The organism is Sulfuricurvum sp. (assembly GCF_028712165.1).
GTDB lineage: Bacteria > Campylobacterota > Campylobacteria > Campylobacterales > Sulfurimonadaceae > Sulfuricurvum.
In genome coordinates this window covers 13900-34979 of the sequence record NZ_JAQTQR010000001.1, presented here as the reverse complement: position 1 = coordinate 34979, position 21080 = coordinate 13900, and the positions used below count along the sequence as shown (strand labels likewise).

19 protein-coding genes are annotated in these 21080 nt (G+C 42.8%); 13 read left to right on the top strand and 6 right to left on the bottom strand.

Annotation, left to right across the window (positions count from 1 at the left end):
- Position 1 precedes the first annotated feature (1 nt).
- Genes PHP90_RS00135 through PHP90_RS00120 form a run of 4 tightly spaced genes read left to right on the top strand, consistent with a single transcriptional unit; the run spans position 2 to position 4437 of the window.
- Positions 2-796 carry an ATP-binding protein gene (locus tag PHP90_RS00135; RefSeq protein WP_299923372.1) on the top strand — a complete coding sequence of 265 codons (795 nt, stop codon included), beginning with the start codon at positions 2-4 and terminating at the stop codon, positions 794-796.
- Positions 789-1511 (top strand): CDC27 family protein, encoded by a 723-nt coding sequence (locus tag PHP90_RS00130; RefSeq protein WP_299923368.1) that lies wholly within the window; start codon positions 789-791, stop codon positions 1509-1511. The genes PHP90_RS00135 and PHP90_RS00130 overlap by 8 nt, the downstream gene beginning before the upstream one ends.
- Positions 1512-1521: 10 nt before the next feature.
- Complete coding sequence (locus PHP90_RS00125) at positions 1522-3198, top strand: GspE/PulE family protein (protein ID WP_299923365.1); 1677 nt, start codon at positions 1522-1524, stop codon at positions 3196-3198.
- On the top strand, positions 3199-4437 hold the full coding sequence (locus PHP90_RS00120) for a type II secretion system F family protein (RefSeq protein ID WP_299923362.1): 1239 nt from the start codon (positions 3199-3201) through the stop codon (positions 4435-4437).
- 95 nt (positions 4438-4532) lie between these two features.
- On the opposite strand, the gene murG is transcribed toward PHP90_RS00120, so the two are convergent.
- Both murG and PHP90_RS00110 read right to left on the bottom strand, forming a co-directional pair.
- Entirely contained in the window at positions 4533-5549 is a 1017-nt protein-coding gene (murG, locus tag PHP90_RS00115; RefSeq protein WP_299923359.1) for an undecaprenyldiphospho-muramoylpentapeptide beta-N-acetylglucosaminyltransferase, read from the bottom strand.
- A 94-nt stretch (positions 5550-5643) separates the two neighbouring features.
- Positions 5644-6822, bottom strand: a complete 1179-nt coding sequence (locus tag PHP90_RS00110; RefSeq protein WP_299923356.1) for an FtsW/RodA/SpoVE family cell cycle protein — start codon at positions 6820-6822, stop codon at positions 5644-5646.
- Positions 6823-7045: 223 nt separating this feature from the next.
- Between PHP90_RS00110 and flgB the strand changes: the two genes are divergently transcribed.
- Genes flgB through PHP90_RS00090 form a run of 4 tightly spaced genes read left to right on the top strand, consistent with a single transcriptional unit; the run spans position 7046 to position 10114 of the window.
- Positions 7046-7477, top strand: a complete 432-nt coding sequence (flgB, locus tag PHP90_RS00105; protein ID WP_299923353.1) for a flagellar basal body rod protein FlgB — start codon at positions 7046-7048, stop codon at positions 7475-7477.
- Positions 7478-7486: 9 nt separating this feature from the next.
- Complete coding sequence (flgC, locus tag PHP90_RS00100) at positions 7487-7981, top strand: flagellar basal body rod protein FlgC (protein WP_299923350.1); 495 nt, start codon at positions 7487-7489, stop codon at positions 7979-7981.
- Between the two features lie 16 nt (positions 7982-7997).
- Positions 7998-8300, top strand: coding sequence for a flagellar hook-basal body complex protein FliE (fliE, locus tag PHP90_RS00095; protein WP_299923347.1), 303 nt, complete (start codon positions 7998-8000; stop codon positions 8298-8300).
- Between the two features lie 14 nt (positions 8301-8314).
- Positions 8315-10114, top strand: a complete 1800-nt coding sequence (locus tag PHP90_RS00090; protein ID WP_299923344.1) for a penicillin-binding protein 2 — start codon at positions 8315-8317, stop codon at positions 10112-10114.
- Here PHP90_RS00090 and PHP90_RS00085 read toward each other — a convergent pair.
- Positions 10098-10625 (bottom strand): hypothetical protein, encoded by a 528-nt coding sequence (locus PHP90_RS00085; RefSeq protein ID WP_299923341.1) that lies wholly within the window; start codon positions 10623-10625, stop codon positions 10098-10100. The genes PHP90_RS00090 and PHP90_RS00085 overlap by 17 nt on opposite strands.
- 2 nt (positions 10626-10627) lie before the next feature.
- Entirely contained in the window at positions 10628-11449 is an 822-nt protein-coding gene (gene panC / locus PHP90_RS00080) for a pantoate--beta-alanine ligase (RefSeq protein WP_299923338.1), read from the bottom strand.
- Between the two features lie 57 nt (positions 11450-11506).
- Between panC and prfB the strand changes: the two genes are divergently transcribed.
- Positions 11507-12616, top strand: coding sequence for a peptide chain release factor 2 (prfB, locus tag PHP90_RS00075; RefSeq protein WP_299923335.1), 1110 nt, complete (start codon positions 11507-11509; stop codon positions 12614-12616).
- Complete coding sequence (locus PHP90_RS00070; RefSeq protein ID WP_299923330.1) at positions 12603-13352, top strand: arginyltransferase; 750 nt, start codon at positions 12603-12605, stop codon at positions 13350-13352. Before prfB ends, PHP90_RS00070 begins: the two co-directional genes overlap by 14 nt.
- Here PHP90_RS00070 and PHP90_RS00065 read toward each other — a convergent pair.
- The gene (locus tag PHP90_RS00065) at positions 13336-13887 is read right to left on the bottom strand and encodes a cytochrome b/b6 domain-containing protein (RefSeq protein WP_299923327.1); all 552 of its coding nucleotides are present in this window, start codon (positions 13885-13887) and stop codon (positions 13336-13338) included. The genes PHP90_RS00070 and PHP90_RS00065 overlap by 17 nt on opposite strands.
- Before the next feature lie 245 nt (positions 13888-14132).
- Here PHP90_RS00065 and PHP90_RS00060 point away from each other — a divergent pair, with 245 nt between their 5' ends.
- The 3 genes from PHP90_RS00060 to PHP90_RS00050 are packed head-to-tail and all read left to right on the top strand — an operon-like array spanning position 14133 to position 18405.
- Positions 14133-15317 carry a hypothetical protein gene (locus PHP90_RS00060; protein ID WP_299923324.1) on the top strand — a complete coding sequence of 395 codons (1185 nt, stop codon included), beginning with the start codon at positions 14133-14135 and terminating at the stop codon, positions 15315-15317.
- Positions 15290-17797 carry a hypothetical protein gene (locus tag PHP90_RS00055; protein ID WP_299923321.1) on the top strand — a complete coding sequence of 836 codons (2508 nt, stop codon included), beginning with the start codon at positions 15290-15292 and terminating at the stop codon, positions 17795-17797. The genes PHP90_RS00060 and PHP90_RS00055 overlap by 28 nt, the downstream gene beginning before the upstream one ends.
- The gene (locus PHP90_RS00050) at positions 17794-18405 is read left to right on the top strand and encodes a fumarylacetoacetate hydrolase family protein (RefSeq protein ID WP_299923318.1); all 612 of its coding nucleotides are present in this window, start codon (positions 17794-17796) and stop codon (positions 18403-18405) included. Before PHP90_RS00055 ends, PHP90_RS00050 begins: the two co-directional genes overlap by 4 nt.
- On the opposite strand, the gene PHP90_RS00045 is transcribed toward PHP90_RS00050, so the two are convergent.
- Positions 18402-21041 (bottom strand): HD domain-containing phosphohydrolase, encoded by a 2640-nt coding sequence (locus tag PHP90_RS00045; protein ID WP_299923315.1) that lies wholly within the window; start codon positions 21039-21041, stop codon positions 18402-18404. The genes PHP90_RS00050 and PHP90_RS00045 overlap by 4 nt on opposite strands.
- Positions 21042-21080: the final 39 nt, after the last annotated feature.

Here is a 21080-nt window from a genome sequence, read left to right as displayed (position 1 = left end):
TATGTCCAAATGGCTTGAAGCAGCAGACCGATTCGAAGAACGGCGCAATAGCGAGGAGTATTTCGAGGTACAAAGTGCCCTCGGAGCGATTGAAAAAATCCAGAATCTTCTCAACAGCTCTTTTCGACAGCTCATTTTTCTCATTGGAGAGCCGGGAAGCGGAAAAAGCTTTTTGCTCAATCATCTTAACACCATATGGGCCGATAAACGGGATATCATCCTTATTGAGACACCCTTTCTCACTCCGATCGACCTGCTCAAAAAACTTCTGAATCACAAAGGTGTTAGTGTTGAGGGAAATGACATGGAGCAGCTTCGGATGGAAGCCACTCAACTCTATGGAAATTCAGATCATCTCATCATGATCGATGAAGCGCAATTGCTCAGTACCGAAATGCGTGAGTTTATCCGTATTTTGAGCGATTCCAAAGCATTTTGGTTTATCATTGCCATGCACAGAAGTGAAGGTGAGGCCATTTTGCGTGCACCCCATTTTAAAAGCCGTCCTCATCGAGTGATAGAACTTTCTCCTCTCAGTATCATCGAGGGAAAAAACTATATCCATTCAGAACTCATGAAAATGGGATTTTCCGAAATTATTGATGAAATCAATCCAAAACTTATAGCAAAAGCCCACCGGCTGAGTGAAGGGAATTTTCGTAATTTCAAAAAGATTTTTTACCATCTTTTCCACTTGCTCCACTACACCAATACCCATAACAAATCCAAATATCTACGCCCCTCTTCGTGTACCATAACGATGGCGGCTATGAATGCGGAGCTACTCCATGATTGATAATTTTGATCAACTCGTAGCCCGTTGTGAGAGAGCACGACAACGCCGTATCATTCGTCTTTCCTTAAAAATTGTAGGGACAATACTGTTTGTCATTGCAGGTATTTCCGGATATCAAATGTGGCTCACGTCTCAAACCAAGCAGGTTCCTGCAGAACAAACAGCCGCCGTAGCGGAACAAACTTCACCTACTGCGCCTGTTGTTCCGGTTAAAAGCACACAACCTAAAAAAGCCGATGTTCCCACTGTACACAAATCAGCGGCAAAAAATACCCCTGTAAGCACCAAACCTGAGCAAAAACCTGCTCCATCCTCATCCCCAACAACCATGAAACCCGATTTAACGGTTCCTTCAGTTCCTGAGACTGCAGTGGCTGTACCGGCAGTTAAAAACAATCGCTTATTTGAAGTCAATACCCAAAAAGCAGATACCCCTCTTGAGGCCTATCAAAATAATCCAAAATACGAAACGGCTCTTGACGTAGCCCGTGATTATTATGCAAAGAAAAACTTTGCCGATGCGGCCACATGGGCGAAAAAAGCCAATCAGATGAACCGTGAAGCAGAAGATGCATGGCTTTTGTATGCCAAATCGTATTATGCGCAAGGGAAAAAGACGGAAGCGATAGGGGTATTAGAACTCTATCTCAACTATAAAGATTCCAAAGCCGCTTCCGAATTGCTGCGGACGTGGAAATTAAACAGTACAAACTAAGGAGAAGAGGATGATCCGTCAACAAGTACGATTAGGAGATTTACTCATTTCCGAATCCCTGATCACCCAAGAGCAGCTGGAATACGCACTTGCCCAACAAAAAAATTCAGCCTTCACCAAAAAACTGGGAGAAGTCCTCGTCGAAGAGGGGTTGATATCGCATAAAGAGATGGCACTGCTCCTCTCTAAACAACTCAAAATCGATTTTGTCGACCTTTTCGGTGAAAAAATCGATTTCCTCTCTCTTGCCAAATTTTCGATCTCGCTCCTCACTGCGGCCAAAGCGATCCCGTTTAAAGAAGATGAAGATTATGTCTATATCGCTACTTCCGATCCGCTCAACTTTGATGCGCTCGAAGCGCTGGAGCGCAATATCGCGACCAAACCGATCAAAGTCTATCTCTCACTCAGCGAAGATATCGCCCATATCTTTCAGCGTCTCGAAATTATCAAAAAGACCCAAAGTATCGCTGCCGAAGTTAAAAAAGAGATCAATAACGAAGGATCCAAAGGGGCAGAGGGAGATGCAAGTTCCGTTATGCAGCTCATCAGTCTGATGATCAAAGATGCCATATTACGACGTGCCAGTGACCTCCATATCGAGCCGGAACTCCGATCCATGTCGGTTCGTGCACGTGTTGACGGAATTTTGCAAGAGACCTTCGTATTTGATCTGGATATCTACACTGCCCTCTCTTCGCGAATCAAACTGCTGGGAAATTTGGATATCTCCGAACGCCGTAAAGCCCAGGATGGGAGGTTCAGCCTCGATGTTGCAGGTGGGAAATACGACTTCCGTCTTTCCACTACTCCGACACTTTTTGGCGAATCGATTGTTATGCGTATTCTCGACCAGCAAAAAATCCTCCTCAAACTCCATGAGCTCGGATTTGATGGTAAAAATCTGGATAAATTCAATGAAATCATCCATGCTCCGTTTGGAATTGTCCTCATCACCGGACCTACCGGAAGCGGTAAGACAACTACCCTTTACGCCGCACTCAATGAAGTCAAAAGCATCGAGAACAAAGTCCTTACGATTGAAGATCCGATCGAGTATCAGCTCCCGTTGGTACAACAGGTACAAGTTAATGAGCGGGTAGGATTCAGCTTTCTCGAAGCACTGAAGTCCTTTTTGCGTCAAGACCCGGATATTATTCTCGTAGGGGAGATCCGTGACTTTGAAACACTCAACTCTGCCGCTCAAGCATCACTAACGGGGCATTTGGTTTTCTCGACGCTTCATACCAACGATGCTCCGAGCGCTATCGGACGAATGGTTCAAATGGGACTGCAACCTTATCTCATTGCCGATTCATTGGTCGGAATCGTAGCGCAACGTTTGGTGCGAAAAATCTGTACGGAGTGCAAACATGAAGTCCGTCCTCATAAAAATCTTCTTCGCCGAGTTGAGAGATGGATTACCGAGGATTCCAAATTTTATGCCGGTCAGGGGTGCTCAAAATGCAATAATACCGGTTATTCCGGTCGTATTTTGATTTCCGAAATCCTCATGGTCAACGAAACCATTGCCAAAATGATTTCAGATGAATCCTCCAAATATGAAATTGCACGGTATGCACAGGAAAAAGAGGGGTTTGAGCCGATGATTATCGATGGTCTCAGCAAAGTCTTAGGGGGAATTACCACCCTAGATGAAGTTCTCCGTGTTACCAAGGAAATGTAAGTGAAATTTTTTCGGGTACGCTACAAACAAGGTAAGCATAAACGCTCCAGTGTATTTGAAGCAGCCCACAAAGCCGAAGCACTCAAAAAGTTTCGAGACAAATCGCTCGGCGTACCCGTAGAAGTCAAAGAGGTATCCGAACCTTTTTCGATGAAATTTGAACGGATTAAAAGTCGTTTTACCGATCCGATCCAAAACAGACGCGTCAAAGACGAACCCTACATCGCATTTTTGGATCAACTCTCCACAATGCTCGATGCGGGAATGCCGATCAATACCTGTCTTTCTGAGAGTATCACCGATACCCATGATCCGATGATACGTTCGATCTTTACCGAAGTATTACGGGATATTGAAAGCGGTCTCAGCCTCAGCCGTGCCGTCGTCAATTATCAGCGCCAACTCGGGACTCTCTCCCTTTCGATGTTTGAACTCGGCGAGCAAACCGGAACCCTCAGTACTGCCATCGCCAAACTTTCATCCATAATGCAGCAGATTTTTGACAACCGCCAAAAGCTCAAAAAAGCAACACGCTATCCTCTCTTTATCCTTATTGCGATGAGTATCGCTTTTACGGTTGTCATTACATTCGTCGTCCCTCAGTTTCAAGCCTTTTTTGAACAATCCGGGATGGAACTCCCTTTCCCGACAAAATTGCTTCTGTGGACCGAACACGCCATCCGTATCTATGGCCCCTATATTATCGGAGGAGCGATTATCCTCTCCGTCTCATTTAGTTTAGCATACCGCCGAAATCCTGTCCTCAGACTCAAAACGGATCAATATTTTCTCAAAATTTTCATTGTCGGAAAAGTCACTTACTATGCGATGATCGGCCGTTTCATCTATCTGTTTAATGTCCTCACTGAAGCCGGGATTCCGATGATCGATGCACTGAACATTGCGATGGGAGTCGTTGAGAATAATTACATTAAACAAGAACTCCAAAAAATCCCTACTGCGATTGAAGACGGGCGGTCATTGGCACAAGGCTTTGCGGAGAGCGCTCAATTCGAGGGGATGGTGATGCAGATGATCAAAGCCGGAGAGAGCAGTGGCTCGTTAGGTACAATGCTGGGCAAAGTGAATCGCGTGTATAATAGCCGATATGATTATATCGTCGATAACGTCGCTACCATGATCGAGCCGATTTTGATTGCCGCCATTGCCGGATTCGTTCTGGTGCTGGCTTTGGGGATCTTTTTGCCGATGTGGTCGATGGTCGACCTTGCAGGATAAACTATGGAACTCGAAACAGGAACTATTACTGTTGCTATTGTAAGTACCCTTATCCTCGCATTCGGTTTATGGGTTATCCACAAAATAACGAATATTTAAACCGCTTCTTCAATCTTTTGGATAATGTGTTCTGCCCCATTCGGAGCGATAAGACGTGAAAGTGCTTCACTCTTTGGTCCAATATCGCTTGCAATCGCCTCTTTAAGTTTATCGGCGATTCCTTCACTCTGACGCTCACACCATCCGCAATTATGGTGAATAATATACTGGGCGTTGTGGAACTGATGATCGGCTGCCGCATGGGGAAATGGGATATAAAACGCCGGAACACCTGCCGCACAAAGTTCCCATAAGGTACTCGCTCCAGAACGGCTCACCGCAAAATCGCTTCGTTCTATCAGTTCTGTAATCTGAGTAGTAAACCCGTATACTTCAGCTTCAATGCCCAATTCATGGTACGCTGATTTTACTCTCTCTTCTTCTTTAACACCGCACTGATGGATAATATGTATCCCTTTCTCACTCAGCCACGGTGCAATCTCAAGAGCTAAATCGTTGATGAATTTCGCCCCTTGCGATCCGCCTAAAAAAATCACGGTTTTCACATCTTGTCGTATTCGGGCATTTTGGAAATAGCGTTCGTTGACCGGATAATCGCAATGAAATTCACCCTCTTCGTAGGAGCTGAAAAACCCCTTCGCATAAGAGCGAAGCAACCGATTGAGCTTGCCCGTAATCGCATTTTGTTCATGAATATACAAAGGGATACCCGATACAACCGCAGCCAGTGCTGCAGGTGCCGCCGAAAATCCTCCGACACTCACTACCGCATCGGCACCAAATTCTCGGATAAGGGAACGCGAGCGGATCAGAGCTTTCAAAACTTTCCACAATGCACCGAGTTTTCCCAACCCTTTTTTATTGACAACCCCGGTCGTATCTAAAAAATGGGCATTTTCAAAAAGGGGACTGTCTCCGAACCATTGATGATCCTGACCTGATTGTGAACCGATAAAGACAACCCGATGTCCTCGTGCTTTTGCCGTCTCTGCCAATGAGAGGGCAATAACAAGATGTCCCCCTGTTCCACCGCCCGTAAAGATGATATTCATTTGTTTTTCCTAACGCCATCGGAATACATCCCGATGCCTACGCTAACGCTAAGTTCTCTTCGGCAGAGTGCCCACGCACACTTGTGTGCTTTTATCATTTCTTATCACCTGATTTATACGTAATTTTTTTAGACAGCATCAATACCATCCCGATACCAATCGCCGAAGCCATCATCGTCGATCCGCCGTAACTCAAAAATGGTACCGAAATCCCTTTGATCGGAGTTAATCCACTGATACCGTACGCATTAACCATAAATGCAAACGTGATCAACAGCCCTACTCCTAAACTAAACAAATATGCCGTGTCATTATGGGAGCGATTAGCGATTTTAAAAAGACGATGCAGTATCATTGCAAATATAATTACTACACCCAAAACCCCTATAAATCCAAACTCCTCGGCGATCCCGGCCAAAACAAAGTCGGTATGTACCTCACTCAAAAATCCGAGCTTAAACGTTCCGCCGCCCAAACCGGTGCCGAAAATGCCTCCGTTATGGATTGCATTGAGCGAATGTCCGATCTGATAGGCTTCTTCACCGTTTTCAATCCGCAAATGTTTGGCAATCGATTCGGGGAAAAAAGCCAAAACCGTACTCTGCGCCGTCGCCCACCATGATAGAATCCGATTGATCCTATGCTCGGAAGTGAGAATAAAAAAGAGGAAAAACGAGACAGAGCCTCCGATTAGAGTCATAAAAAAGCGAAAACTGCTCCCGGCAAAAAAGAGCATGAAGGCTAAAGTCAATGCCAAAACGATAACCTGACCCAAGTCATTTTGTAAAAATGCGATCAAAAACATTACCAAAATAAAAATCGCCGCATACGGGAAAAAGCGTTTAAACTCTTCCACAACTCCCATATTATCGTGGTGCCCCAGTTTACGCGAAAAACTCCACGCCAAAAAGTAGACAAATCCGATTTTAAAATATTCAACCGGAGCCAGTGAAAAGCCGAATAATTTGATCCAACGCTTCGCCCCGCCCACTTCGCTTACCAACGATGCAGGGAGAAAAGGCATGATCAGCATCAATGCTATCCCGCCAAAAAACAGCCCCAATCCCAGACGATGCAGCCAGATATCAGGGTCTAACTGTGCTAGAAACCACATAAGTACAATAGAAAAAATTCCGACAATCAATTCACGTATTACGAAGTGAAAATCATCGTATTCAAATAAAATAACCGTATAGGCTGAGAGCGTATAGGAACAGATTATTCCTATCGTAATCAGAGCTGTTGTTAATAGAAATAATTTTTTATCAGGCATTTTTATTACTACTTAATATTAAACGCTATCCTGGAGCACATCCCAAAATAGCAATGCTAGCCGCTTCGGCACTAAAGCTAATCTCTTACGAGGCAGAAAAATTTAATAGTTGATGTATAATTTGTCAATAGTATATCGTTCTTTAGAATAGAGTTCGATAAAAAGCGATTGGAATGTTTTTTGCTTGAGCCAAATAAACAGTTCTTTAGAGAAAGGGGATAAAATGGGAATCAATATTTCACTAGCACATGATTTGATGGAAAGCGCGATGGATTACCGTGCGGCACGTCAAGATATGATCGCCGGAAATATTGCGAATGCCGATACCCCTTATTATCGCCCGAGAGATCTCCGTTTCGAAGAGGTTCTGGCACAAAAAAGTGCTACGATCTTTGCAGACAAATCTCAAACTCTTACGATGGCCCGAACCAACGGTGCACATTTGGATGGAACTGAGAATGCAAGCAACAGTAAACCGACTACCTTTTTCCGTGACGGTCATATGGCGCGTAATGACGGGAACAGCGTTGATTTAGATGTGGAAACGACAGAAATGGCAAAAAACTCGACCATGTTTAATGCCCTGACTGCCGCACTTAAAAAAGATTCCGCTATTTTCAAAAGTGTCATCGACGCTTCTGCAAAAACATCGTAAGGATAATCCATGGCATTTTTAGACAGCTTTGATATCAGCGGCTACGGGCTCTCCGCTCAACGTGTTCGCGTCAACACTATCAGTTCCAATATCGCAAATGCCCAAACAACACGAACCGATGAAGGTGGACCTTATCGCCGTCAAGAGGTTGTCTTTAAAGCGGTGGATTTCAACAGCGTTTACAATAAAGCATTGGAAGAACAAACTTCCGCGCTTAGCTATAGCGATCCGCTAAAAGAAGGGTTATCCGGGCTCAAAGCCAACCCTGCTATCATGAGTGTCGTCGTGGATAAAATTACACGTGACGATTCGGCACCTAAAATGAAATACGATCCCTCTCATCCGGATGCGGATGCAAAAGGGTACGTTGCATATCCAAATATTAATCCTGTCATCGAAATGGCCGATTTAGTAGAAGCAACACGCTCCTATCAAGCGAACGTAGCCGCATTTGAAAGTGCAAAAAATATGGCGGGAAGCGCCATAAGTATATTGCAGAACTAAGTAAGGACAAACTATTATGGCCACTATTCAATCGATAAAATCTCTCTCCACCGCCGATCTGCTGGCCAACAAAAGCGGCAATGCCGTCGAAGGCGGAGGGACCGATTTTGCTCAAGAACTTAAAAATGCTCTCGGCAATGTCAACCAAATGCAAGTTGACAGCGAAAAAGCGATGAGCGATATCGCGACAGGTTCGGTCAAAGATCTTCATCAAGCCGCAATCGCCATCGACAAAGCCGAAATCAGTATGAAACTGATGCTTGAAGTACGGAACAAGGCGCTCAATGCTTATAAAGAAATCACACGAACGCAAATGTGATTTAGCCTTACTCTATGCGCCATTCCAATAAATCAAAAAAGATATTAGCACTTTTTCTCGTTTTAATGTTCGGCTTCGTCATCTTTTTGGCGGTTATGCTTTACACTGCCGTACACACTCGTGCCATCCCCTCTATTTACTCTGAAGAATCAGGCAAAGCGCAGCGCGGATCCATTATCAGTGCGGATGGATTTCACATCGCGACAACCCAAAAACTGTATAAAGCGGTAGTCAATACACGCAACATCGATCCGGGTAAAGAAGAACTCTTTATACAGCTTTTCAGTATCTACAGCGGTATTTCTCCCGAAGAGATCCGTCAACGTCTCCATACCCGTAAAGGTTCCGTAACACTGAGCTACCATATCAGTCCGAAAGAAGCGATGTACCTTAAAACACTCGCATTTGAATTGCGCCGCCTCCACGTATTTATCGAATACGAAACACCCGATGGCGATCGAATTCTCCAAGGACTCAGTATCATCGAGAGCGGTGAAGCACGCGAATATCCTTACGGCAAACTTCTCACCCCCCTCTTGGGATACCCGAGAAAAATTGAAGAAGACGGTTATACCCGCGTTTACGGGATCAAAGGATTAGAGAAATTTTTTGATGAAGAGCTCAATCCGCAGCAAAACCGAACCCAAAAAGCACTGCGTGATGTCAACGGTTATTTGATTTTAAATAAAAAAAGTGACTTCAAACGTCAGATCAACGGACTAAATATCAAGCTCAACATACCGATCGCCTTACAAGCACGTGTCGAAGCGATCACCGATAGGATTAAAGATAAGCTTCAAGCCGATGAGATCATCGCCACTGTTATGGATTCTAAGAGCGGTAAAATTCTTGCTTTGGCAAGTTCAAACCGTTTTGACCCCAGCCATATTACCAAAGAAGATTATCCTTCACTCAACACCAATGCAATCGAATACAGCTATGAACCGGGGTCTGTAATCAAACCGGTCATCTTTTCCCTGCTTCTTGAGCAGCATCTCATCAACCCGTATGACATGGTCAACGGCCATAACGGAAGTTATACTATGGGGCGGAAAACAATTAAAGATGAACATAAATTCAGTATGCTCAGCGCCGAAGACGTTATCGTCTATTCTTCCAATATCGGTATTGCCCAACTGGCTCAAAAATTAAACGGTGTCGAATTTACCGAAGGACTCAAACGCTTCGGATTTACCCACTTCAGCGGTATCGATCTCCCTTATGAAAAACGGGGGTCTGTCCCTAGTTCAGCACAGTTAAACAACTACCTCTACAAAGCGATCACGGCCTACGGATACGGTATGCGTGCCAATGCGATGCAGCTGGTCAAAGCATTTAATGTCTTTAATAACGGAGGAAAATTGATCAATCCGATGGTTGTTGATTCCTTGATCGATGACAACGGACGCGTCATTCCGATGCAGGTTCAAGCTCCTATTCAAGTCATTTCCCCTGCAACTGCGGAACAAATGAAACGCATTTTAATCAAAACCGTCAATGAAGGAACCGGAACAGTCGCAAAAACACCGGGAATCGAGGTTGGAGGAAAAACAGGGACGGCACATATTGCCAAAAACGGAGGATACAGCAACAACTATCATACTTCGTTTATCGGATTTGCCAACGACGGAAAGCACAACTACACCATCGGTATCATGGTCAACAATCCGCGTACCGTCTATTTTGCTTCTATCACTTCCGTACCTGTATTCAAAGCGATTGTAGATATGATGATCGAAGAAAAATTTCTAACAGTCGATCCCGCTGCAGCGGCAGCAGCAGCGGCAGAACCCACTCCTACACACCCGCTTTAAGCGCTTTAACGATCAGCTTCGTCACCTCTTTTTCAAACGGGTAATGGTGCTGAATCCCCCATACTTCGATAACGGCATCTCCCCGGAGAATCAGTTTGCGCTTGGATTGAAATATCCCGATCATTCGATTGGAATTTAAAGACTTGGAATCGATTGCAAACACCAGAGGGATTATCTTATCTTTGCCGGATTCTACTACAATAGATTTATTTTTCTCTATGATAGCTTCCCCTTTTACAATCTCCTCATTCTCATCTTCAAGAGTATACGTGAGGGAAATCAGTTTTAAATCACTGTGCCACTTGTTAGTCACTTTCAGATCACTTCCCAGCCTGAGAGGTTCCTTTTCATTTCCAACCCCCAAGAGGGTCAAAATTCCCATCATGATTTGAGAACCCGAATTCTCAAACCGTATATTTCCCTGAGGCTCGATGAGAATATCCTGTCCGATTTTAGGAGCACACCCTCCTATCAGCAACCCTGCGAGGAGGATAAGGCACTGCTTTTTCACTGTTACATCCATACGTTATCGATCAGACGGGTTGTCCCGACGCGTGCTGCGACCAATACGATCGTATTGCCGATCACTACCTCTTTGATCGATTCGAACTGACGGTTCACGATTGCGACATACTCCACGTCTAACGGCTGAAGGAGATTCATCATGGCCGCTTTAATCTTTTCTGCATCCAAATTGCCCTGCATGACCATCTTCGTTGCCTCTTTCAGTGACGCGGAAAGTTTCAATGCTTCTACCCGTTGTTTCTCATCCAGATAAACATTTCGACTGCTCAGTGCCAATCCGTCTTTTTCCCGAACTGTCTCCATCGGGATAATCTTGACATCCATAAAAAGATTGTCAACCATCTGTGTAATCAACGCCAACTGCTGCGCATCTTTTTTTCCAAAATAGACACGACTCGGACGCACCATATTCAGCAATTTCATCACCACCGTCAGCACTCCGTCGAAATGCCCTGGACGAGATGCACCTTCAAGAATAAATCCTCGCACATCGGGAGCACAAACGCGTACCTCATCGGTTTCGTACATTCCTGCTACATCGGGATAAAACAATACATCCACTCCGCTGAGCTCGCAAATTTTAAAATCGGCTTCCTCACGACGGGGATATTTGCTCAAATCTTCTCCCGGCAGGAACTGTGTCGGATTAACGAAAATAGAGACAACTACCGTCTCATTCTCACGTCGTGCGGCTTCAATCAACGTTCGATGACCGATATGAAGCGCACCCATCGTCGGGACAAATCCGATCGAGCCTCTCTTAGTATCAAGCGCAGCTTGAAGTTCTTGCCGTGAACGTGCGATAATCATCGTTTTAGCCTCTTTAGAATATAATCGCAATTATAATACAACCACAGGAATAAATACGTGGATCATTACGAATATACCGAATTACTTAAAACCTTGACGATTAAGATGCAAAACGTCACTGATGTCGTACGTCCACAGGAGATCACCAAGCGCCTCGGCGAGATCGAAGCCCTCGAAAATTCCGATGGCTTTTGGAACGATGCAACAGCTGCCGGAGTCATCCAAAAAGAGAAAACGCAGCTTGAACGTCGTCTGGCCAAATACTCTAAAACCTTTAATACCCTCGGCGATGCCGTCGATCTGTATGATATGGCAAAAGACGAAGGGGACGAAGAGACGATTGAATCGCTCTTTGCCGATGCAGGTGCATTAGAAAATAATGTAAAATCAATGGAAGTTGAAGTTCTCCTCTCAGGGGAACACGACAGCCACAATGCCATTGTTACCATCCATCCGGGAGCGGGTGGAACCGAGTCTCAAGACTGGGCGTCGATGCTGCTTCGTATGTACACCCGTTGGGCAGAGCGACGTGACTTCACGGTCGAAATGCTCGACTACCAATCCGGTGATGAAGCAGGAATCAAAGATGCCGCGCTCCTTATCAAAGGGGTCAATGTTTACGGATATCTCAAAAACGAAAACGGAATCCACCGTCTCGTTCGTATCAGCCCGTACGATTCTGCGGCGAAACGTCATACCAGTTTTACCTCGGTCATGGTTTCTCCGGAACTTGACGATGATATCGATATCGAAATCGAAGACCGCGACATCCGTATCGATACCTACCGTGCATCCGGCGCAGGGGGTCAGCACGTCAATAAAACCGAATCGGCGATCCGTATCACCCATATCCCATCCGGGATCGTTGTACAGTGTCAAAATGACCGTTCACAGCATAAAAACAAAGCGACTGCTTTCAAAATGCTCAAATCCCGCCTTTATGAACTTGAAATGGAGAAAAAGCAAGCGGCAGTTGACGGAATCGAAAAAAGCGAAAACGGCTGGGGCCATCAAATCCGCTCCTACGTCCTTGCTCCGTATCAACAAGTCAAAGACACCCGTTCCGGAATCCCGTATTCCAATATCAGCGCCATTCTCGATGGAGATATCGATGAAATGATCGAAGGTGTCCTAATCTCTCTTAGCCGCAAAGATGACGACGAATAATCAAAATACCATCCTCAAAGAGTGTGCGCTCCACGAGCCGTGCTCTTATATTTCGGGCAACTCCCAAACCATCCATTATAAAGTCATCCAAGAGTGCACCAAAGAGCAATGCGAAAATCTCATTTTACGGGGTTGGCGACGCTTCGGTGCGATGTACTTTCGTCCGATCTGTTCTGAATGCCGTGCCTGTGAAAGCCTCAAAATTGATGTTGAAAATTACACTTTCAGTAAGTCCGAACGACGAATCCTCCGCAAAAATGCCCATCTAACTACCGTTATCCGTCAACCGACCCTTACGCGGGATCATCTGTCGCTTTTTGATCGATACCACCGCTACAAACATCATACACGTGCCTGGGATGCCCCTAAAAGCGATCCGAAAAACTATTATGCATCTTTCGTCCACGGACATGGTGATTTCGGCTATGAGGTACTCTATTTTGACAAAGACAAACTAATAGCTGTGGATCTGATCGATATATTAGATGAGGGGATAAGTGCCCTCTATTGCTACTACGATCCCGAATACAACGCCCAGTCACTCGGTCGCTATACACTGCTGCAACAGATCGAATTTGCCCGCCGTCTAAACCGCAAATGGATCTATCTGGGATACTACGTCGAAGGGTGCCAAAGCTTAACGTATAAAATCGATTACACCCCTTCTCTCTATCTGAAAGGGCGTCCGGAAGAAGATGAACAAGCACTATGGGATCGATTTATTCCGCTCCGTTAATCATTCGTGAAACAAGACCGCTTTGATCACTTTTTTCAGCAAGAACAACTCCGATAAGATGAACGGCTATAAAAGCAAATAAACTCCATCCAAGATACATATGAACAGTCTCTACCGTATCCTTGGCTGAGCCTGCAAGCTTCCAATAGAGAGTTAGGCCGCTGAGAGACATAATCGCCAAAAGTAGATATACTGCCTTATAAAGCTTATAAACCTTTTGCATATGCGGATTTTCATCAAAGCCAAACCCGTTTTTAATCACCAATGCAATTCGCCACACCAGCAATATGGCTACCGCGATCCCTAAATATATATGCCAATCCCACATCGGACTTCTCACTGCTTTTCCAATAACCACTGCCTGTTCATCCGTAATAACTGTCCCGATTTCAGCAAGTTTCGTTTTGACGATCGAACCTATCTGAGATTTGTGCATAACACTCTCACGCAATACGACGGTGATGAAAAGTCCAAACATGGCAATTGCCTGTAACCAATGCCAAATTCTAAATGAAGATGAAAATTTTCGTTGCATATGAACCCCTTATATACGTTATCATATCACGAACCTTACTGAAAAGTATTAATACGAGATTAACATGAATACCGTCCACTATAATGCTTCCCTTTTTATTCCGTCCAAAGTCGATTACAGCCTCACTCTTGAGTTTCTTGAAAGACCTGAAGAGGATAAAGTCCCGCAATGTAGAGCTTTATAAATAAAACATATCAACATATAATTTAACTATTTTATGCTAGACTAAACAAAAAAGAGTTCGAATGCGTTTCATCCCTTTTGTACTTATTTCCATTTTATCTTTAGCTCATGGGGAATTGCAAACATGTACAGATCCGCTGTATACACTCCTTCAACAAAAACAATCCTCACAATCTAACAAACTACTCAATCTTTTAGATAACTATGAACTTAAACAATTTCGTGAAAACAATCAAAACTGGTCTTCATCTACAAAACAATTGTGCAAAGGAAATGACTGTGAATGTTTAATCGATGTGTACCAACAACGAAATCTTGAACTCTCTCAAAAAATCAAAAAAATCACAGCCGAAAGTAAAACAAAAATCATTCAATTTACAGGGCAAGATACCGAATGCGGTTTTGATAGAATATTTCCAAAAAACATGACGGTTTTCGCAGCAGGAGCTTACAGAGGGATGGGATCTGATTATCGTATCGGAGAAAAAGGGGAAAACGCTTCCATCTTTCGCGTGATTGTCAATTCTCCAAAAAAACCGGTTGCTTTAATTTTTGGTTCATATGATGCAGCCATTTGGGATGTTTCATGGACAGAAGGAACAAAAATCGAAGCGGCTTATATCATGGGCTACCATACACAGGCTATTTCAGGACTTCCAAAAACAGTGCCGATTAAAACTATTTCGATTGAGAAAAACTACGGCTGCGGTAGCTTTACAATTGAAGAAAAATCTCTCAGCCGTGTAAATCCTCTCTCAAATAAACTGTTCCACAAAAATGTCGATAGCGTCTATTATGCCAAAGACGGTTATATTTTTATAGGTGATCCTATTAGTGATCAAGAGATGTTGTATACCTCAGCTGACACCCCTATAGCATCACTAAACCATCAAGACGCTCCTCTACAAAAAGATGAAGCTCTCTATGATGCCGTAAGCAAAGGTATCCTTCGGGCTGTAACACCTGAAGACCTTAATAGATGGTTAGAAAATCTTCCTAAAAATAAAAATCTTCCTAAAGTTGCCACACCAAATCCGAATAAGAGTAAACCTCACGTATTTAAAGGTTTCGTTATTTTGAAACCTTTTAGCTTACCAGAAGGGTTATATGGAGGGAATTCAGCAACTTTTTTCCTCGAAAAAGGAGTTTCCATGCCAACCGGTAATTTAGGTCACTCCGCACTTTATGATTTTAATACAATGATGTGTAAAGGTGTCCGATGCAACATAGATTTAACTGGATTTTAATATCTATTTTAGTGAGTTTATCACTGTATGCCAATGAACTAGAGGATCAATTATCTTGCGAAAAGCATGGCTTTCTTTATGGAAAATATGGCAATCAAAACGTTGCACAATGTTTTGAAATCATTGAAACATATACAGACAATTTGACTAATCCATTTCCAATACCCAAGTGTATCACAAGAGGATATCAGCATATAAAAATTAAAAATCAGTGGCATTGCATCAACCCAGTAAGCATTCCTAAAGATAGGCCAAATGATGACGACAAACAACAAAAACAATGTCAAAAATATAATGGCACGCTCGAATGGATAAATAATCGATGGACATGTATCACCAAATCGACTAAAGAAGAGCTTGAAAAAGCACAAACACCATCATTCAAATCTCCAAAATCTATCATTCAAGAGAAATCGAAATTTGAGATCAAGTCTCATATCCCTGAAAATATTTACGACATGGCTTTTACACCTGATCAAAAATATCTAATGACGCGTACGAGTAAAGACATCCGTGTTTATGATATACAATCGCAAAAAGAAATTTATACACTCAAGACAGATGGTCGCCGATCATTTTTTCATAAGAACTGGATCATGCTTTTTGATAATAATAGACCTTTGGAGATAATAGACATTCAAACAAAGAAAATAATCTATTCGTTACCTTACGAACGTGTTAGCAGTTTAGTAATCACAGATGATGACAAAAAGTTATTTATATTCAATTACCATACACCTCTCATATGCTGGGATTTAATTCAAAACAAACTTCTCTATACTGTCAATGTGCGAAAAATTCATTGGTCAAGTGGATTAAACATTATCCCTGAAAACACCCCATTTCATTATGAAAATACGGATGGTCAAACTGCCGCTTTTAACATTAAAACCGGTCAAGACATCACTCCAACTCCTACACCACCAGAACGAGTATATGCATGGAAGCGGGTGGTCAAACATCCAGCAAATCTCCCTGCAGAACTCAACACTTCACGTAATGAGATCTACTATTCACCGGATCAAACTTTTGCCGTAGAGTTAGCACAAAAAGAATTTCATGTGTGGAATCTGAAATCGGGGACTAAAGTTTATTCTCATTCGATTTCACTCAATCGAATTTTTGAATCTCTCGTTCTTACCAATACCTATGCCGCATTTCATCATAAAACTTCCCTAGATACCTCTGCACTGTATCTTTTTGAACTTGCACATCCGGAGAAATTGATACGATTAAATTATAATCCTACATCCATCATCTCTTTTTCTGAATCCAAAAAACAAGACAAGCAATTCCAAGTCACTCCTTCGCTTGCTTTCGATTTACAAAATGCAACTGTTATGCAATCTGCCCAAAATCAAAATACCTACAAAGAAACCATTTATCAAACTCGATATTTCTCAGATGGTAAACGGGTTGCCTTGGGTACACGAGGAAATGAGGTCCTTCTTTATGACCTTTTAGAGCAAAAAGAACTAGCCCGTTTCGGAGGAGGACAGACATCCCATCCAACTAGCTCCATCCAAGTCGAACTCTCACCTGACGAATCTAAAATCGTTGCTTCAGCAAATTTAGAACGCAATATTATGGTATGGGATGTTAATCAGTCCAAACTCGATTATACGATTCCAAATCCAAGTGGTAACTCAAATCCATTTCAACTTTCTACAGACGGAAAATACATAATATCTCTTAATCGTCTTCCCGATGGAAGCAATACTGACGGCTATGGATGGCGTCCAGAACAAGGAAGCATAAACATCTGGAATTTAAAAACCGGTATTTTGGAACGCTCCCTTCCACGGCTTGCAACTACTTTTGTAGTTGTCCCAGATTCTAATTATATTATTCTTGGTGAAAATGACGGTAGCGTTAGTTTGTGGGATGTTCGTAATGGTCTTGAGCGCTTTAGACTGCTTGGACATGAACAAAGCATCCAAAGCCTGGAAATTTTACCAAATAAACATCAGCTCCTATCCCGTGATCGTCAAAATAGTGCCATCCTATGGAACAATATTCAAAATGAACCTAGAGGCACGAAAATGTTGCATGGAATTCCCTATCGACATGAACTTTCCCACGACGGCAATTACATGCTCATTACCCAGGAAGAGTACAAAAAAGAGGGTAAAATTCGCCTTCTCAATCTCAAAACATCTCAATATGAATACGAGTTTACCTATCCGACAAGCTATGGAATGCTTCGTCAGTTTAGCAACGATGATCGGTATTTTTTCCTTTCTACAGCTGAAAATGCCATCAAAGTTTTTGAAACCGTCACTGGAAAAGAATTAGCAATTCTACAGGCTTATGACAACGGCGAATGGATTATTCTAACACCACAGGGATATTTCAATGCATCGACTAATGGCAGAATGTTTTTAACCGACCTATCAGGAAATCCAATCGATGATGCTACTTATCAAAAATATTTCAAACCTGATGAAGTCAAAAAAATAATCAACGGAATTCAAAAATGAAAACACTTCTCTTTAACGATACCCTGATTGCCCCATCTAAAATCGTTTGCATCGGGCGCAACTACGTCGAGCATATCCATGAACTGAACAATGAAATCCCCTCTTCCATGGTCGTTTTCAACAAACCCAACTCTGCCATCACCGATACCCTCCGTTTTATCTCTACCGACACCCGTTTTGAGGGGGAAATATGCTTTTTGATTATAGAGGACAAAATAGCCGGAATCGGATTCGGCCTTGACCTTACCAAGGCCGATATCCAAAACCATCTCAAAGCCAAAGGGCTTCCATGGGAGAGAGCCAAAGGGTTTGACGGCTCGTGCGTATTAGGTGATTTTGTCCCTTTTGATGCACCGCTGGAATCATTGCGTATGACGTTGCATATCAATGGCGTATTGACGCAGGAAGCAACCTATGAACTGATGATTTATAAACCGCTGGAAATGATCGAAGAGATAAAAAGTTTTATGAGTTTTGAAGACGGTGATATCATTATGAGCGGAACCCCTAAAGGGGTAAATACGTACAAAACAGGCGATGAATTTATCGGACGAATTTACAGTGATGAGAGATTGCTAGTTGAAAGCCAATGGAGTGTTTTAGGTTAGATTTCTGCTGTCTCTTCACGCATTAATACCTGTAAATTTTCAACACTTGACGTAATTTTTTTCGTTTTAGCATGAACACCGCTGGCAGTTAATGGGGAATCCCTTAACAAAGACTCCATATCCCCTTTAAAATCCGCAATAGCAAATCGATCACCCCATATTCTGAAAATAATATCTTCCGGCAGTTTTTCAGACAAATAAGCAGCGAATTCTCCTATCAGTTCATTACCTTTCTCCCATCCATATTGTTTATTATAGTGATGAAAATCGGACAGTGAAATAATATCGAGTGTTTCAGGCTGAGTATGTTTGGTACGTCCATTAATCATCATCATAAAATAGTCTTCATTATAGAGTTTTGTCAATCTGTCTTTAAAAAAGTAGCTGACTCGCTCTTCTTCGAGAGCGCTGGAACCTATTTGACTGATGCTCGTATCGATGGTTAGCCCTGCAAGTACTTTGCATGCAGCATTGACCACTGCCGGATGGTACAAAATACCACTCAGTTCATTCAGCTCTATTAACGACTCGTGAACCTCTTTTCTCGGTTTATAGATACGGTTGGTTGTCATGGCATCAAACGAATCGGCAACCGCAAGAATATGCCCCAATAATGGGATTTCACCCCCTTTTTTACCATTAGGGTAACCGCTTCCGTCGTAGCGTTCATGGTGATCAAGCATGATCTCTGCGAGCTCTTGATAAAAATGGACCGTTGAAAGAACCTCATAACCAGCGGTGACATGTTCTTTAATGAGTTCATATTCCAAAGGGCTCAAACGTCCTGGCTTGAGCAAAACAGAATCGGGAGTAACCACTTTTCCGATATCATGCAGCTTAGCTGCCTCAACCAACTGTTGAATTTCTTTTTCAGGAAGTTCCATTTCTCGGGCTATCAACTCACAATAACGAGCTACTCTTTGAGTATGTCCGGCCGTATAGGTATCACGCTGTTCGATCATATTGACCAGTGCTTCGATAAAATTTTGATAATTTCGGATCTGTTCCTCATGCAGCATATCAATATGCTCATTTTGAGAAAAGGAGTGAAATGCAAATCCGATATCCCCTGCGAGTTCTTCGATCATATTTTGTTCTTCGAGACTAAACCCCTTCTCGTGACCGGTGCATATTGTCAAAACACCGATTACCTCTTCCGTATACGTACTCCGCTTTAGAGGCAAGGCATAAATCCCTTTTATTCCATAAAGTTGCGCATTTTCCCGGCACTCATCGGGAACGTTCTCATCAAAACGGGTAATCATTACCGATTTACCCTCATCATACGCTTTTTGATCAACTGCAGTCACACTTTTAATATCACCGACTCCGTATGCAGCCATAACCCTCAGTTCACCCTTAATCACTACTGCAATTTTGGCACTTTTAAACACTTCATTAGAGCTCAAACACAAAGTTGCTTTGTCAATAAGTTCTTCTTTGCTACGGGAAGTTATAAGCATCTGATTAACATCCGCAACCGTTCTTAGGATACTTCTGAGATTTTTTTCGTTGAGATATGCTTTTTCCAGCATAAGAGTTTTTTCGTACAGATGCTGTGTTTTCTCTGTCACTCTCTCTTCTAACGATATATTGATCTCTTTGAGTGCATCTTTTGTCTCTCGCAGCTGTGCATTCATTTTGGCAATATACGCCAACACAATCAGAGATAGGATCAATACTAAGATACCGATCAGAATGTATGCCCCGTATTTTTCTATAAAATACGAAAGGGCAGCTTTTTTAAGATATCCGTAAGGTCCGAGTTCCAGTTCTTTGAGACATTCATGAATGCTTTGGTAATCAAGCGGAATCGTCCATCCGAGGCTGTTGGACGCGATTGCCGCATCCGAATTTTCCGGCATCGATATAAGAGCAACGGCGACTTTCTCTGCCAAAGAGTCCGGGGTATGTTTCGTAGTCGCAAATGGCCATTCCGGATAGAGCCTTGTACTGGTTTGGTAAAAAAAATCAGGATAGTTTTTAGGGCTGATAACCGTAAAATTATTGATATCAATTTTGCCCTCTTTTGCCATTCGCTCCAACGTATCGGTGCGAACCGTCCCGACATCGGCTTCGCCTCGCTCAACAGCATGAACAACCGCTTCATGTGTTCCGTAAAATACTACTTTATGCGGATCTAACCGTATATGATTCTCATGCAACTCCCGCAACGCCATGATCCAGCCGCCAAAGGAATCTTTATTCACGGCTGCAAAACGCTTATCACTCAAATCATCGAGCTGCTTGATTTGTTTATTGGATGCCGTAGTAAATATTACTCCTCCAAACTTCGTTTGCACTTTTCCGTTGAGCCCCTTATTTTTCAATGTTGCGATTCTGGAAATACCGAACCGATACTCCAATTCAACATAATAGGCAGAATTCGTCACTACAAAATCAATTTTTTGGTCGCGCAGATATTTGGGAAAATCTTCGAATTTCAGAGGGATGATTTCAAATGTGTATTCAGGGATTTTTTGATTCAAATATTCTGCAGTAGGAGCCCATGTACTCTGAGTCGTTTCAAAGTTTTTGTGCGCCAAAACACCGATATACACTACCTCTTTTGCAAAAAGGGACGATATCGATAGCATCACTAAAAAGATAATACTCACTATATTTGTTTTTCTCATACAACGATTATATCAAAATAAAAAAAAAGGGGAGGAAAG

Excerpts from the sequence above, each read along its gene's own strand:
- PHP90_RS00135 (WP_299923372.1), top strand. The coding sequence starts at position 2 with ATGTCCAAATGGCTTGAAGCAGCAGACCGATTCGAAGAACGGCGCAAT.
- PHP90_RS00130 (WP_299923368.1), top strand. The coding sequence starts at position 789 with ATGATTGATAATTTTGATCAACTCGTAGCCCGTTGTGAGAGAGCACGA.
- PHP90_RS00125 (WP_299923365.1), top strand. The coding sequence starts at position 1,522 with ATGATCCGTCAACAAGTACGATTAGGAGATTTACTCATTTCCGAATCC.
- murG (WP_299923359.1), bottom strand. The coding sequence starts at position 5,549 with ATGAATATCATCTTTACGGGCGGTGGAACAGGGGGACATCTTGTTATT.
- PHP90_RS00110 (WP_299923356.1), bottom strand. The coding sequence starts at position 6,822 with ATGCCTGATAAAAAATTATTTCTATTAACAACAGCTCTGATTACGATA.
- flgB (WP_299923353.1), top strand. The coding sequence starts at position 7,046 with ATGGGAATCAATATTTCACTAGCACATGATTTGATGGAAAGCGCGATG.
- flgC (WP_299923350.1), top strand. The coding sequence starts at position 7,487 with ATGGCATTTTTAGACAGCTTTGATATCAGCGGCTACGGGCTCTCCGCT.
- fliE (WP_299923347.1), top strand. The coding sequence starts at position 7,998 with ATGGCCACTATTCAATCGATAAAATCTCTCTCCACCGCCGATCTGCTG.
- PHP90_RS00090 (WP_299923344.1), top strand. The coding sequence starts at position 8,315 with ATGCGCCATTCCAATAAATCAAAAAAGATATTAGCACTTTTTCTCGTT.
- panC (WP_299923338.1), bottom strand. The coding sequence starts at position 11,449 with ATGATTATCGCACGTTCACGGCAAGAACTTCAAGCTGCGCTTGATACT.
- PHP90_RS00070 (WP_299923330.1), top strand. The coding sequence starts at position 12,603 with ATGACGACGAATAATCAAAATACCATCCTCAAAGAGTGTGCGCTCCAC.
- PHP90_RS00065 (WP_299923327.1), bottom strand. The coding sequence starts at position 13,887 with ATGCAACGAAAATTTTCATCTTCATTTAGAATTTGGCATTGGTTACAG.
- PHP90_RS00060 (WP_299923324.1), top strand. The coding sequence starts at position 14,133 with ATGCGTTTCATCCCTTTTGTACTTATTTCCATTTTATCTTTAGCTCAT.
- PHP90_RS00055 (WP_299923321.1), top strand. The coding sequence starts at position 15,290 with ATGCAACATAGATTTAACTGGATTTTAATATCTATTTTAGTGAGTTTA.
- PHP90_RS00050 (WP_299923318.1), top strand. The coding sequence starts at position 17,794 with ATGAAAACACTTCTCTTTAACGATACCCTGATTGCCCCATCTAAAATC.
- PHP90_RS00045 (WP_299923315.1), bottom strand. The coding sequence starts at position 21,041 with ATGAGAAAAACAAATATAGTGAGTATTATCTTTTTAGTGATGCTATCG.